General features: G+C 74.1%; 9 protein-coding genes. 5 read left to right on the top strand and 4 right to left on the bottom strand.

Features of this window, described 5'->3' with window-relative positions; all coding sequences use genetic code 11:
• Window positions 1-7: 7 nt before the first annotated feature.
• The gene (locus AC1Z4A_RS27275) at window positions 8-1,096 is read right to left on the bottom strand and encodes a WD40/YVTN/BNR-like repeat-containing protein (RefSeq protein WP_483682515.1); all 1,089 of its coding nucleotides are present in this window, start codon (window positions 1,094-1,096) and stop codon (window positions 8-10) included.
• Between the two features lie 320 nt (window positions 1,097-1,416).
• Between AC1Z4A_RS27275 and ssgD the strand changes: the two genes are divergently transcribed.
• Window positions 1,417-1,830, top strand: a complete 414-nt coding sequence (ssgD, locus tag AC1Z4A_RS27270; protein WP_483682514.1) for a spore wall synthesis regulator SsgD — start codon at window positions 1,417-1,419, stop codon at window positions 1,828-1,830.
• A gap of 11 nt (window positions 1,831-1,841) precedes the next feature.
• Here ssgD and AC1Z4A_RS27265 read toward each other — a convergent pair whose 3' ends face one another.
• The 3 genes from AC1Z4A_RS27265 to AC1Z4A_RS27255 all read right to left on the bottom strand — a co-directional run bounded on the left by AC1Z4A_RS27265 (window position 1,842) and on the right by AC1Z4A_RS27255 (window position 5,074).
• A complete protein-coding gene (locus tag AC1Z4A_RS27265) occupies window positions 1,842-3,335 on the bottom strand; it encodes a hypothetical protein (protein ID WP_483682513.1) in 1,494 nt (497 codons plus the stop codon).
• 67 nt (window positions 3,336-3,402) lie between these two features.
• Complete coding sequence (locus AC1Z4A_RS27260) at window positions 3,403-3,909, bottom strand: inorganic diphosphatase (RefSeq protein ID WP_483682512.1); 507 nt, start codon at window positions 3,907-3,909, stop codon at window positions 3,403-3,405.
• Between the two features lie 166 nt (window positions 3,910-4,075).
• On the bottom strand, window positions 4,076-5,074 hold the full coding sequence (locus AC1Z4A_RS27255) for a DMT family transporter (RefSeq protein WP_483682511.1): 999 nt from the start codon (window positions 5,072-5,074) through the stop codon (window positions 4,076-4,078).
• Between the two features lie 538 nt (window positions 5,075-5,612).
• Here AC1Z4A_RS27255 and AC1Z4A_RS27250 point away from each other — a divergent pair.
• From AC1Z4A_RS27250 to AC1Z4A_RS27235, 4 genes are read left to right on the top strand one after another with little or no spacing between them, the layout of a single operon-like run.
• Window positions 5,613-7,079, top strand: coding sequence for a flavin monoamine oxidase family protein (locus AC1Z4A_RS27250; protein ID WP_483682510.1), 1,467 nt, complete (start codon window positions 5,613-5,615; stop codon window positions 7,077-7,079).
• Window positions 7,079-10,405, top strand: coding sequence for a ferritin-like domain-containing protein (locus AC1Z4A_RS27245; protein ID WP_483682509.1), 3,327 nt, complete (start codon window positions 7,079-7,081; stop codon window positions 10,403-10,405). Before AC1Z4A_RS27250 ends, AC1Z4A_RS27245 begins: the two co-directional genes overlap by 1 nt.
• A complete protein-coding gene (locus AC1Z4A_RS27240) occupies window positions 10,402-12,042 on the top strand; it encodes an FAD-dependent monooxygenase (RefSeq protein WP_483682508.1) in 1,641 nt (546 codons plus the stop codon). Before AC1Z4A_RS27245 ends, AC1Z4A_RS27240 begins: the two co-directional genes overlap by 4 nt.
• Window positions 12,039-13,292 carry a cytochrome P450 gene (locus AC1Z4A_RS27235; RefSeq protein ID WP_483682507.1) on the top strand — a complete coding sequence of 418 codons (1,254 nt, stop codon included), beginning with the start codon at window positions 12,039-12,041 and terminating at the stop codon, window positions 13,290-13,292. Before AC1Z4A_RS27240 ends, AC1Z4A_RS27235 begins: the two co-directional genes overlap by 4 nt.
• Window positions 13,293-13,335 lie beyond the last annotated feature (43 nt).

The following is a 13,335-nucleotide window of genomic DNA, read 5'->3' as shown; positions in this document are numbered from 1 at the left end:
GATTCCATCAGCCCGTCGACAGCCGGGCCGCGCGTCCCTTCTCCCCCGCCGCCCAGCAGCCCCGGTCGGGGGCGCAGTCGACCGTGTCGTACGAGCCGGTGTCGAACCCCTGCCAGCTGCGGCCGCCGTCGGCGGTGAACTCGCTGCCGGTCGGGCCGACGGCGAGGGCGACGGTGCGGCTGCGCGGCAGCCAGGCGACCCCGGAGCGGTAGGCGGCGGGCGGTGCCGCGGCCGCCGTCCAGCCCGCGCCGCCGTCCCCGGTGACCGCGGCGGCCGCCGGCGAGGGCTTCCCGGTGCGGTAGTCGCCGCCGACGGCCAGCCCGTGGGTGCGGTCGCGGAAGGCGAGCCCGAAGACCCCGCGCGCCGGGTCGCCCGCCGGTACGGGGGTGTCGGCGACGGTCCAGGTGCGGCCCCGGTCGGCGGAGTGCAGCACGCGCGAGACGGCCGCGCCGCCCGTGGCGAGCCAGGCGTCGTGGCGGCCGGAGTGCACCACGCACTGGCCGCTCGCGGCGAACGCGCCCTCGCCGGGCAGGGCGGCGGGCATGCCGTCCGCGGGCAGCACGCGCCAGCTGCGGCCGCCGTCCCCGGTCGCGAGGACGCGGAACCTGCCGTCGACGGGGTCCGAGACGGCGATGCCGTGGCGCCGGTCGAAGAAGGTCAGGCAGTCGTAGAAGGCCCTGGGGTCGGGGTTGCGGAAGCTCTCCGTCCAGCTCGCGCCGCCGTCGTCCGTGCGGAAGATCCGCGAGGCGTCGCCCTCGCCGATGGCCAGGGCGACCGCGTGCCGGGCGTCGAACGCCGCCACGTCGCGGAACTCCAGCGCCGCCGCGCCGGGCGGCGAGACGTCCTGCCAGTGCCGGCCGCCGTCGCGGGTGAGCAGCACGGTTCCCTTCGTTCCCGCCACCCACGCCGTGCTGCGGCTCACCGCCGCGAGCCCCCGGAACCGGGCGTCGTGGCCGGTGTCCGCCTTCTCCCAATGCGGCTTCACCCAGGCAGGCCGTGGTGCGGCGGACGCCGGGGCGGTGCCCGGGCCGGTGCCGGTCAGAGCGAGCGCCGAGGCACCGATTCCCGCGAGTAACGCGCAGATCCTCCGTCTCATGAGCGGCGAAGCTAGCGGAGGCGGGGGCGGGCGTCCATGGCCCGGCGGCTGCTGAAGGTGCCGACGGTGTTGCCGGTGGGGCGGTGAGGGCCGTCCGACGGGTAAGCGGTGTCCGCGGGGGTCCGCAGCGGTCCGCCACCCTTGGCGGTATTCCTTCGAGTTCATTGCTCTAACACAGCAAATGTCTTCTCTTTCAAGGGTCGTGACGCAACTCACGCCTAATTCATGTGCACTACCGCGATCGATAGACCGTCTCCCCATGAGCAGAGGCCGCATCACGGAAGCGCACCACCCGGAAAACAACGGCAAGGGAGCTGGCGTTGTCCACTGTCATCGAACAGGCTGTCCAGGCACGGATCATCGCGTCGGCCCCGCCGTCCCGCACGGTTCCCGCGTGGCTGCGCTACGACCGGCACGACCCCTTCGCCGTGCGCATCGCGTTCCCTCCGGCGGCCTCCCTCGACGGCGCGGAGGTCGTCTGGGCGTTCGCGCGGGAGCTGCTGGCCCGGGGCCTGCTGCGCTCCGCCGGGGGCGGTGACGTACGGATCTGGCCCTGCGGCCCGCACCGCACCGTGCTGGAGTTCCACGCGCCGGAGGGCGTGGCCATGGTGCAGCTCGACACCGCCGAGCTGCGGGCCTTCCTGGCCGGTACGTACACGCTGGTGCCCACGGGCGCCGAGGCAGGTCACCTCGACGTGGACCGCGATCTGGCGGCGCTGCTGCGGCAGGCGTGACACGGCGGGGCTCACGGCAGGTAGGCGACCCAGTCGGTGCCGGGCAGCGGGTGGGGGTGCCAGCCGCGGGCGTAGCCGGGCAGGTAGGGGTCCTTGGTGTCGTACAGCAGGGCGGTGGGCATCGTGGCGGCGGCGTGGACGATGTCGGCCGTGGTGGCCGAGCGGTTGTTGCCCATCGTCTGGGCCGAGGCGCAGCCCGCCTCGTAGCCGATGGGCTGCGCGCGCGGCCCGGTGACCAGGCAGGGGGCCGTCAGGCCGAGGCGGCCCAGCTCGTCGGCGGCCCGGCGGTAGCGGACGGTGGTGTCCCTGGCGTCCGCCGTGTTCACCCGCAGCTCCTCGATCTGCACGGTGAGATGGGCGGCGAGCACGGCGCACAGCACGGCGCAGACCACGAGCCGGACGCGGCCGGCCCGTGCCGCCCGCACCGCCCGGACGGCGAGGTCGGCGACCGGCAGGGCGAGCAGAGCATAGGCCGGGAGCAGGAAGCGCGGCGCGGAGTAGTCGAGCAGGAGCGTGTACGGGACGGCCAGGGCGAGGGCGCAGGCGACGGGCAGCAGGGTGACGGGCGCATCCGCGCGGCGGGCGCCCCTCAGGGCGAAAGCACAGGCCGTGGCGGTGAGGGCGGGGAGCAGCAGCCACCACAGGGAGTGAGTGACGGACGGCGCGGCTATGTGACAGGGGCGGCACAGCTGGGGGCCGTTGAGGGAGCGGTAGGCGGCGCCCAGCCCGGCGCCGAGGTGCTCCCCCATGCCGCCCTCGGTGTCGCTGGAGACGGACAGCCGCTCGCCGATGCCGCCGAACCGGGCGTACGCCTCGACCGCCCACTGGGCCCCGCCCAGCGCGAGCCCGCCGAGCACGGCGGCCACGGTGCCGGGGCGCCGCCAGGACCGTACGACTGCGCAGACGGCCAGCATGGGCAGGGCGAGCCAGACGGCGTCGGGCGCGCGGAAGAGGGTGGCGGCGGCGAGGGTGCCCGCGAGGCCGAGGAGTACTCTGCGCCGCCGGGGGTCTTCGCCGTCGCGCGCCCGCAGGAACCAGCCGACGGCGGCGACCGCGGTCAGTGCGACCCAGAGGTTCGGCATCACCTCCGGGCCGCTGAGCACGGTGATCCACAGCCCGGCGAACAGCAGCGCCGCGAGGGCGACCCGCCCCTTGCCCAGCAGCGGCTCCCACACCTTGAACGCGCCGTACAGCGCGGCCGAGGAGAGCAGCACCAGCACCACGCGCAGCACGGTGGTGGACGAGGTGAGGGCCACGACGGGGGCGGCGAGGAAGCTGACGCCCCGCGATCTGGGGGCGCTGAAGAAGGCGGCGGGGTTGCGGGGGTCGACCTGCGAGAGGTAGACGGTCTCGTCCCAGCCGAGGTCCATGTGCGCGATCGCGTAGCACAGTTGCAGCACCGCATAGCCCGCGGCGACGGCGGCCAGGCGGGGATCGCGCCGCCATGGCGTGCCGTCCGGACGGGCGGTGGCGGGCAGCCCGGCGCGCCGGTCGGTGGTGGCCATGCCTCCTTTTACCGCATCACCCTGTGCGCACCTTGTGTGCGCCGTCCCCTTCGCATCCGCGTGCGCTTCAGTGCCACGGGCGGCTCCCGGCGCTCCGGCTGCGGGCCCGGGTGCGGGAGGCGGCGATCTCGGCCTCGGCGGCGGCCCGGTTCGCCCAGCAGGCGCCGTCGACGGACTTGCCGGGCTCCAGCTCCTTGTAGACCTCGAAGAAGTGCTGGATCTCCAGCCGGTCGAACTCGGGCAGGTGCCGGAGGTCCCGGACGTGCTCGTGCCGGGGATCGCCCGCGGGCACGCACAACACCTTGTCGTCCTCGCCCTGTTCGTCGCGCATGCGGAACATCCCGATCGCACGGCATCGGATCACTATGCCGGGGAACGTGGGGTCACCGGCCAGCACCAGCGCGTCCAGCGGCTCTCCGTCCGCGCCGAGCGTGCCGTCGACATAGCCGTAGTCGGCGGGATAGCGGGTGGAGGTGAAGAGCATCCGGTCCAGCCGGATGCGCCCCGATTCATGGTCCATCTCGTATTTGTTGCGGCTGCCTTGGGGGATCTCCACGACGACATCGAAATCCACGGTGGCTCCTCCGGAGGGGTGGGCCGGGGTCACCATGGTGACGCGGGCCCACCCGTGGGCGCCATGGCGCGTCCGTGCCCGGGGCACGGGGATCGCGCTGCCGCCGGGATTGCCGGGTTTGAGTGCCAGGACCACGCACAACCGGCCAAACCCCCACTGTCGGGGGTCAGTCCGGCTCGGGACCCGAACGCACCGGAACCAGACCCTCGTGTGCCCGCGCGGAAGGCAGCAGCCTCGCGGATACGACGTCTGCACCGGACGTGGCTACCGCATCGGGCGCAGGGCTGCCGCGCGCGGCGCCCGGCACCGTGGCCCCGTCGGCGGTCCCGCCCGAGCCCGCGCCCCGGATGGTCAGCGCCACCACGCCCACGGCCGCCGCCACCCCGGCCAGGCCGGCCAGGATCTCGCCCGGCAGCCCGTACCGGAACGCCTCGCCGAGGGCCGCGATGCCGACGCCCGCCGCCACCACGGGGTTCACGACCGTGACGGTCGCCAGCGGCGCGGCCAGGCCCGCGCCCCGGTAGGAGGCCTGGGACAGCAGCATTCCGGCCGATGCGAGCACCGCTATCACCGCGAGGCTGGGCAGCAGGGCGAGCAGCCCGGCGTCGTGCTCGACCCAGTCGTCGGCGACGTCCTTGGTGAAGACCGAGGCCATGCCGAACGCGGCGCCGGCCGCGGTGGCCAGCACCACCCCGCGCACGACGGGCCGGCGCACCCAGTGCGCGGCGAACGCCAGCAGGGCCACGCCACCCAGCACCGCGACCGCGAGCACGTGCCGCTGCACACCGTCGAGGGACTCCACGCGCGGCGGCCCGGTCAGGGCGAGCAGCCCGGCCAGCCCGGCGGTGGCCAGCAGCGCGCCGCGCCACTTGGCCGCGCCGACGGGGCGGCGCACGAACAGCGCGGCCATCGGCAGCGCGAAGACGATCGTCAGCGCCCCCAGTGGCTGCACCAGGCTCAGCGGGCCGTACGCCAGCGCCGCCACGTGCAGCCCGGCGCCCAGGCCGGTGAGCGCCACCGCACCCCACCAGCCCGGCCTGCGCAGCGGGCCCCAGGCGCCGCCGGCGGTCGTCGCGGCGACGCGCTCCTGCACGATGGCCGCGCCCGCGTAGCAGACGGCGGACACCAGGCAGAGCAGCACCGATGCCGCGAGCGCGGCGCTCACGGCCGCCCTCTGTGGGCGGGCTCCGGCTCGTTCCGGCTGCCTGGCGTCTCTCTGTGGTCCGTCCCTGCGTGCTCCATACACCCAACAATGCCGTGTCCGGAGTGTCATGTCGTCGTACTCAAGTACGGGCTTTTCCGTACTCCGGATGGAGTAGCGCCAGCTGGCGGGAAACCGTCGGTTGTGGCAGGCGGTTCACGCCGACCGGCGCAAGGCCGGGCGCACACCGGGCCGGGCCGCGCACCGCCGGGCCCCGCCGAGCGCCCCGATGCCATCGGGCGCATTCCGCATGAGATATGCGGAGGGTTCCGGACCGCTTTTATGCGTATGCCGTCTAAGCATTAGTCGACGCCCCCTCAGAATCCGTTGCAGGCTTGAGGGTGTCCTGAAATACCATTGTCACGGACCTTGAGATATGAAAACTCTGTGTAAGCTCAAACGGGGAATAGCCGGTTATTAACGGGGGGAAACTTCAATGTCCGGCACTCAACGAATTTGGCATGCCCACGCATTCGATAAATTCGAACAGGGCAGCCGCCGCGTGACCGTCATAGGGGCGGGGATTTCCGGCCTCGTCGCCGCCTACGAGCTGGAGCGCCTCGGCTGCCGCGTCGAGGTCCTGGAGGGCAACACCCGCATCGGTGGCCGCATCCACACCCACCGATTCGGCCGGAGCCCGGGCGCACCGTCCGTGGAGCTGGGCGCCATGCGTATTCCGACCCATCATGCGCGCACGCTGGAATACATCCGGCGGATGGGGCTGGACGGCAAACTCCGTGCCTTCTCCACGCTCATGTCGGAGGAGAACGCCTATCTGCACACCGACGGGGGCTACATCCGCATCCGGGACGCCTCACGCACGCTGCGCGGGAACTTCCGGCGCCAGCTGGAGCGGCACCGCCCGGGCCACCGCTTCGACGACGCCACCGTCTCCTTCGGCGCCTGGCTCACCGCCATCGTCGACGCCATCGCGCCCCCGGACCTGCGCGAGGCGCTCCGCGAGGACCTGCGCGGCCCGCTGCTCGACCTCGTGTCCTGCACCGACCTGGGCCCGCACCTGCGCGGTCCGGACCGGGACCGGGTCGACCTCCACTCGCTGTTCGCCGCCTACCCCGGCATCCGCGCCGGCTGCAGCGGCCGCCTCAACAGCTTCCTCGACGACATCCTCACCGAGACCAGCCCCGACCTGCTCCGGCTCGACGGCGGCATGGACCAGCTGACGCACCGTCTCGCCGAGCGGATAAGGGGCCCGGTGGCCGTCGGACACCAGGTCACCGGGATCGACGTACGGCCCGACCACGTCCTCCTGACCGTCCGCACGGCCGGCCGGACCGTGGTCAGGCGCGCGGACTTCGTGGTCTGCACCGTGCCCTTCCCCGCCCTGCGGCGCATGCGCCTGTCCGGCCTGGACCCGGACAAGCGGGCCGTGCTGCGGGACGTGGTCTACTGCCCCGCCACCAAGGTGGCCTTCCTCTGCCGCACGCCCTTCTGGCGGGAGAGCGGCATCCAGGGCGGGGCCTCGTTCAGCGGCGGCCGCATCCGCCAGACCTACTACCCGCCCGTCGACGGCGAGCCGGGCCGCGGCGCGGCACTGCTGGCCAGCTACACCATCGGGGACGAGGCCGCCCGGCTGGGCCGGATGTCCCCCCGCCGCCGGCACCGCGTGGTCTTCGACGAGCTGAGCACGCTCCACCCCGAACTCCTCTCGCCCGGCATGGTCCTGGACGCCGTGAGCGTGGCCTGGGACGGCCGCAACCCCTGGACGGGCGGCGGCTGCACCACCCGCTGGGGCAAGAGCGAGACCGAGGTCGAGGAGGAGATCCTGCGCGCCTCACGGCCGGTCGACCGGCTGTTCTTCGCGGGCGAGCACTGCTCGACGGCGCCCGCGTGGATCGAGGGATCCATCGAGTCCGCGCTGCGGGCCGTCGAAGCGGTCGAGCGCTACGAGCCGTCCCGCCGCCCCTCCGCCGTCCCCGGCGGCCGCCACGACCCCGCGGGAGCCCTGTAATGAGCGTGTTCGACCTGCCCAGGCTGCACTTCGCCGGAACCGCGACGACGAAGCCGCCGACCGGGCCGCGCAGCGGCCTGGTCGACCTGGCCGCCAACCGGGCGCTGACCGACGACGGGCCGTTCCCCGCGGACCGGCCCGCCGCCGAGTACCACGAGTTCCTGCGCCGCCGCGGCCCCCGCTTCGACCGGGACGGGCGCCCGGCCGGGGACGGGGAGTTCAGCGCCGCCCAGGGCTGGAACTTCGACGGCAACGGGCACTTCTGGCTGGACGCCCGGATCGTCTCCGTGGAGGGACCGGACGGCGGCCCTCCGGACACCGGCGACCCGCTGGTCGGGCGCGCCGTGGACGTCTGGGGCCACTACAACGAGTACCTGCGCACCACCGTCAACCGCGCCCGGGTCTTCGACCTCGACCCGGCCTCGCGGTGGACCACGGCGCTGATGGCCGGCCGGTTCGGCTTCGGCCGCGCGGGGCGCTCGCACGACGACGGGTACATGCTCACAGGCGGCGTCACCGGCTTCCAGCCGCCCCGCTGGACCGACTTCGGCCGCATCCTGGACGTGGGCGAGCACGCCCTGGCGCCGGAGCTGCGCTACTGCGCGGTGCACCAGTTCGTGGTCACCGGCCTGGACGGGCCGGGCAGCGCCCCGGAATGGCTGCCCGACGCCGCGCTCTCCCCCGCCGCGGGCGCGCTGCGCACCGCGGTGGAGGGCGGCGCGGACGGCCTCGTGGTCCAGTTCGCCCTGGACGCCATGGCCTCGCCGCGCGTCCCGGACTCGCCGGCCGTCTGGCGGGTGCGGGGCACCGTCGCGCCGTGGCACGCGCACGAGCTGCGCACGTACCCGGCCGGCCGGCTGCTCGTCCCCGCCGCGGGGGCGGGCGGCCGGCTCCACCACATGACGGTGGACGTGGCAGCGGGGCGCGCCGCGTTCAACATGGTCTCCGCCGTGCCGGTCACCACCCGGGCCCGGGAGGCGGGCCCGGGCCCGCTGCACCGGCTCGGCCCGCCGGTGGACGCCGGGGACCTGGAGCTGCGCACGGCCGCCTCGGGGCACCTGGTCGCCCGGGTCCCGGCCGGCGCGTACACGGGGACGCGGGCCACCGGCTCGTACGCGGGCGACCTGACCTCCGGCATCGTCACGGTGCCCGCCGAGCCGGGGTGGGAGCGGGCCGCGGACGAGGCGCTGTGCCTGGTGGGCACGGCGGCCGACGGGCGGCGGACCGTGCTGCTCGGGGAGCGGGAGACCAACGTCCAGAGCGACGAGCCGCTGGTCGTCCTCCATCACCGCGACCAAGCGCACGGCGCCGACCACGCCGTGGACGTGCCGCTGCGCTCCTTCGTGCGCGGCCGCCCCGCGAGCGCGGGGAAGGTGTACGTGCGCCAGTACTTCAACCCCCGTGCGCTGCCGGGCGACCGGATCGCCGGGGCCCCGGACGCCCGCTGCGGGGACGCGGTCCTGCTCGGGATGCGCGGCGCGGACGCGTACGCCGCGGAGTGCGTCGTCGAGACGGACGAGCGCGGGCACGGCCTGCTCACCCTGCGCGGGGAGCGGGCCGGCACCTGCCGGGTGCTGCTGGCCGCGGACCCCGGCGAACTGCCGCCCGTGGCGCCCGGCGAGCCCGGCTCGGCCCGGGCGGCCTACGACGACGAGGACGCGCTGGGCTTCTGGGCGGGGGCGGGCTCCCTGGCCGTACGCGTCCTGCCCGACGACTGGCACCTGGACGACATTCCCCGGGAGGACGTCGACTTCGAGCTGCTGCACCGCGAGGTCTTCGCCTACTACGAGCACGTCTCGACCTTCATGCGGTCCGAGGTCTTCAGCCTCGCCGACCGCTGCAAGGTCGAGACGTACGCGGAACTGGTGTGGCAGATGTGCGATCCGCGGAACAGGGCGAAGACGTACTACATGCCGCCGACCCGCGACCTGACGGACCCCAAGGCGCGCCTGCTGCTGGCCTATCTGCGCAACCAGCAGGCGCGGGTGAGCCCGCCGCTCACCGTCCCGGCGGAGCGCACGGACGGCCCGGCGATCACCACGCGGGGCGAGCTGTGGGCCGTGCTGAAGCAGGCGGCCACCCTGGAGCTGGCGGTGATGCTCCAGTACCTGTACGCCGCCTTCTCGGTGCCCACGCACGGGGCCGGCCGCGCGTACGTGCGGCGCGGGCAGTGGACGCCGGAGCAGCTGGAGCTGGCGTGCGGGCAGGGCGGCGCGACCCTGGACGACGGGATCCGCGGCACCCTGCTGAACGTGGCCCGGGAAGAGATGATCCACTTCCTGCTGGTCAACAACATCATCATGGCGATGGGCGAGCCCTTCCACGTCCCGCTGATCGACTTCGGGACGCTCAACGGCGAGCTGCCGGTGCCCCTGGACTTCGCCCTGGAGGGGCTGAGCGTCGGCAGCGTGCAGCGGTACATCGCGATCGAGCAGCCCGCGGGCCTGACGCCCGAGGTGCGGCGGGAAGGGACGGCGGCGGATCCGGCCGCCGCGGCCCCGGCGGGATTCTCCTGGGGCTCGGTGAGCGAGCTGTACACGGGGATCCGGGAGGGCCTGCAGCGCGTGCCGGACCTGTTCCTGGTGGAGAAGGGGCGGGGCGGCGGCGAGCACCACGTGTTCATGCGCGAGTCGGTCAACACCCGCCATCCCGACTACCAGTTGGAGGTCGACGACCTCTCCAGCGCCCTGTTCGCGGTGGACTTCATCACCGAGCAGGGCGAGGGCGGGGTCCTGGGCCCCGCCGCCCCGTCGGACACCTCGCACTTCCACAGCTTCCTGAAGATCGGCGAGGCGCTCACCACCGAGCGCGTACCGGGCCCGTACGGCAGCCTGGCGCCGTGGAGCCCGGCCTACCCCGTGCTGCGCAATCCGACGCTGGGCACGGGGGGCGACGGGGCGAAGGACCGGATCACCGAACCGGAGGCGCGGGCGGTGGGGCTGCTGTTCAACCGCTCGTACCACCTGATGCTGCAACTGATGGTGCAGCACTTCGGCGAGAGCCCCGACGGGAGCCTGCGCCGGTCGAAGCTGATGAACGCCTCGATCGACGTGATGACCGGAATGATGCGCCCGCTCGCGGAGCTGCTGGTCACCATGGAGTCGGGGCGGCGGGGCCGCACGGCGGGCCCCACCTTCGAGCTGGAGTCCCCACCGGGCTTCTCCTCCCGCCCGGACGTGGCGCGCCGCTCGCTGGCGCTGCGCTTCGAGCACCTCTCGGCAGCGGCGCGCAAGTGCGGTCCGGTGCCCGGGCAGGTCGCCGACATGATGGCCTTCTACGCCGACTTCTTCCGCAGAAGCGGGGACGGGAAAGGGAAAGGGGCATGACGACACCGAGGGATGCGGAGGCCCGCGCGATGACCGGCGCGACCGGCGTGGAGAGTGACGTGACGACCGAGGTACTGATCGTGGGCGGGGGCCCGGTGGGCCTGGCCCTGGCCCTGGACCTGAAGTACCGGGGCGTCGGCTTCAGGGTGCTGGAGGCCTCGGACGGGAGGGTCTCGCATCCGAAGGTGAGCAATGTCGGCCCCCGCTCCATGGAGCTGTTCCGGCGCTGGGGCCTCGCCGGCCGGATCCGGGGCGCGGGCTGGCCCGGAGACCATCCGCTGGACGTCGCCTGGGTGACGGCGCTCGGCGGACAGGAGGTCCTCCGGCTGGACTTCGGCACGGCCGACGGCCGGCCGGAACTCCCGTACACCCCCGAGCCCGAGCACGCCTGCCCCCAGCACTGGCTGGCGCCGCTGCTGGCGCAGGAGGTGGGGGTGCACCCGGACGGCCCGCTGCGGCTGCGCTGCCGCCTGGACGACTTCACCCAGGACGAGGACGGCGTGACCGCCCGGGCGACGAACCTGCCGGACGGGTCGCGGCTGACGGTGCGCGCCCGCTATCTGGTCGCCTGCGACGGCGCCTCCTCGCCCGTGCGCAAGGCCGCCGGGATCGCGGCCCCGGGCCGGTACGAGACGCGGGTGTTCCGCAACATCCTCTTCCGCGCGCCCGGCCTGCACGAGAGGCTGGGCGAGCGGAACGCCCTGGTGTACTTCCTGCTCCAGCCGCCCGCGCTGCGCTTCCCGCTCCGGTCGATCGACGGGCGGGAGCTGTACCGGCTGACGGTGGGGGTGACGCCGGGGGACGACATGGGGGAACGGGACGCGCTGTCCCTGGTCCGCTCGGCCATCGCCCTCGACACCCCCCTGGAGATCCTCTCGGACAACGTCTGGCACCTCACCCACCGCATCGCGGAGACCTTCCGCGCGGGCCGGGTGCTGCTGGCGGGGGACGCCGCGCACACGCTGTCGCCCTCCGGGGGCTTCGGCATGAACACGGGCATCGTCGACGCCGCCGACCTCGGCTGGAAGCTGGCCGGTGAGCTGGCGGGCTGGGCGGGCCCGGGGCTGCTCGACAGCTACGAGACCGAGCGCCGGCCGGTGGCCGAGCAGAGCCTGGAGGAGGCCAACGTCAATCTGCGGCGGACGATGGGCCGGGAGCTGCCCAAGGAGATCCTGCTGACCACGGCGGAGGGCGCGAGGGCCCGGGCCGACCTGGCGGAGGGGATGCTGAGGGGCGGGGTGCGCCGGGAGTTCGAGGCACCGGACGTGCATCTCGGGTACCGGTACGCGTCGCCCGTGGTGGTGGGCGGTGCGGACGGCGACTGGCGGACGGCCGCCGTGCCCGGCGCCCGGGCCCCGCACGCGTGGCTGCGCCCGGGGGTGTCGACGCTGGACCTCTTCGGCCGGGCGTTCCGGCTGATGGCCTTCGCGGATGCGGGGACCGGGCCGCTGGAGGCCGCCTTCGCGGCGCGCCGGGTGCCGCTGGAGACGTACCGCTGCCGCGACCGGGCCGTGGCGGAGCGCTACGGGAGCCCGTACGTCCTGGTCCGGCCGGACGGGCATGTGGCCTGGTGCGGCGCGGAGTTGCCGACGGACCCGGGTACGCTGGCCGACACGGTGCGCGGGGGTGCGAAGTGACCGACTCACCCGTGCTCGCCCCGTTCCGCAACTCGGAGGTGCACGTTCCGGATCCCTATCCGCTGTACCGCCGCTACCGGGAGGGCGACCCGGTCCACCGGTCGGACGACTCCTGGTACCTGTTCCGGCACGCAGACGTGGCGCGGGTGCTGACCAGCCGGAAGTACGGGCGCGGCGGGCTGCCGTCGCGGCTGCCGGAGGAGTGCCCGCACCTGCGCCGGACGACGGCGAACTGGATGGTCTTCATGGACCCGCCGGAGCACTCGCGGGTGCGCGCGCTGGTGGCGAAGAGCTTCACGCCGCGCATCGTGCAGTCGCTGCGGCCCCGCATAGCCGAGCTGGCGGCCGCGCTGGCCGGGGAGTTGCGGGCCGACCCGGCGGCCGCCACGGACGACGGCGTCGACCTGGTGTCCCGCTTCGCCGCCCCCTTCCCCATCCTCGTCATCAGCGAACTGCTGGGCGTGCGGCGGGAGGACCGCCCGTGGTTCCGGGCGAAGGCGGTGGACCTCCAGCAGGCGACCAGCTCACGCGTGGCCCGGCGGCCGGACGCGTTCGCCCTCGCGGACGCGGCGGCGCGGGAACTGGACGCGTACTTCCGTGCCGAACTGGCCCGCCGGAGGTCGCAGGAGGCGCGCTTCGACGCGGACCTGATCGGCGCGATGCTGCAGGCGGACGAGGAACCTCCGCCCGGTGAGGGGCCGTTGGGGGACGACGTCCTGGTGGGCACCTGCATCCATCTCCTCACCGCGGGCCACGAGACGACGACGAACCTGGTGGCGAAGGGCCTGCTGGCGCTGTTCGCCCACCCGGAGCAACTGGCGCTGCTGCGCTCCGGCCCGGAGCTGCTGCCGGGGGCCGTGGAGGAGCTGGTGCGCTACGACTCCCCGGTGCAGATGATCAGCCGGTGGGCGTACGAGGAGGACGAGATCGGGGGGCGGAAGATCGAACGGGGCGCGAAGGTCACCCTGGTCCTGGGCGCGGCCAACCGCGACCCCGAGCACTTCGCCGACCCCGACCACCTGGACGTACGCCGCGACGCGCGCCGCCACAGCGGCTTCGGCATGGGCATCCACTACTGCGTGGGGGCGCCGCTGGCCCGCGTGGAGGCGGAACTGGGCCTGAACGAACTGCTGCGGGGGATGCCCGGGCTCGCCCTGGCGGAGGGGAAGGGGGAACCGGTGCGGTACGCGGAGGACCTGGTGTTCCACGGCCCGGAGCGGATGATGGTGCGGACCGTACCCCGCTCCTGACGGCCTGCCCGCGACCGCCGGGGCCGCGGGCACCTCTACGGCT

Source organism: Streptomyces sp. 17_S59, assembly GCF_056930295.1.
The sequence above is the reverse complement of the archived record's forward strand: the minus strand, read 5'-3'. Positions and strand labels throughout refer to the sequence as shown.

Bases quoted from the DNA above. Each gene is read 5' to 3' on its own strand.
- AC1Z4A_RS27275 (WP_483682515.1), bottom strand. From the start codon at position 1,096: ATGAGACGGAGGATCTGCGCGTTACTCGCGGGAATCGGTGCCTCGGCG.
- AC1Z4A_RS27265 (WP_483682513.1), bottom strand. From the start codon at position 3,335: ATGGCCACCACCGACCGGCGCGCCGGGCTGCCCGCCACCGCCCGTCCG.
- AC1Z4A_RS27245 (WP_483682509.1), top strand. From the start codon at position 7,079: ATGAGCGTGTTCGACCTGCCCAGGCTGCACTTCGCCGGAACCGCGACG.
- AC1Z4A_RS27240 (WP_483682508.1), top strand. From the start codon at position 10,402: ATGACGACACCGAGGGATGCGGAGGCCCGCGCGATGACCGGCGCGACC.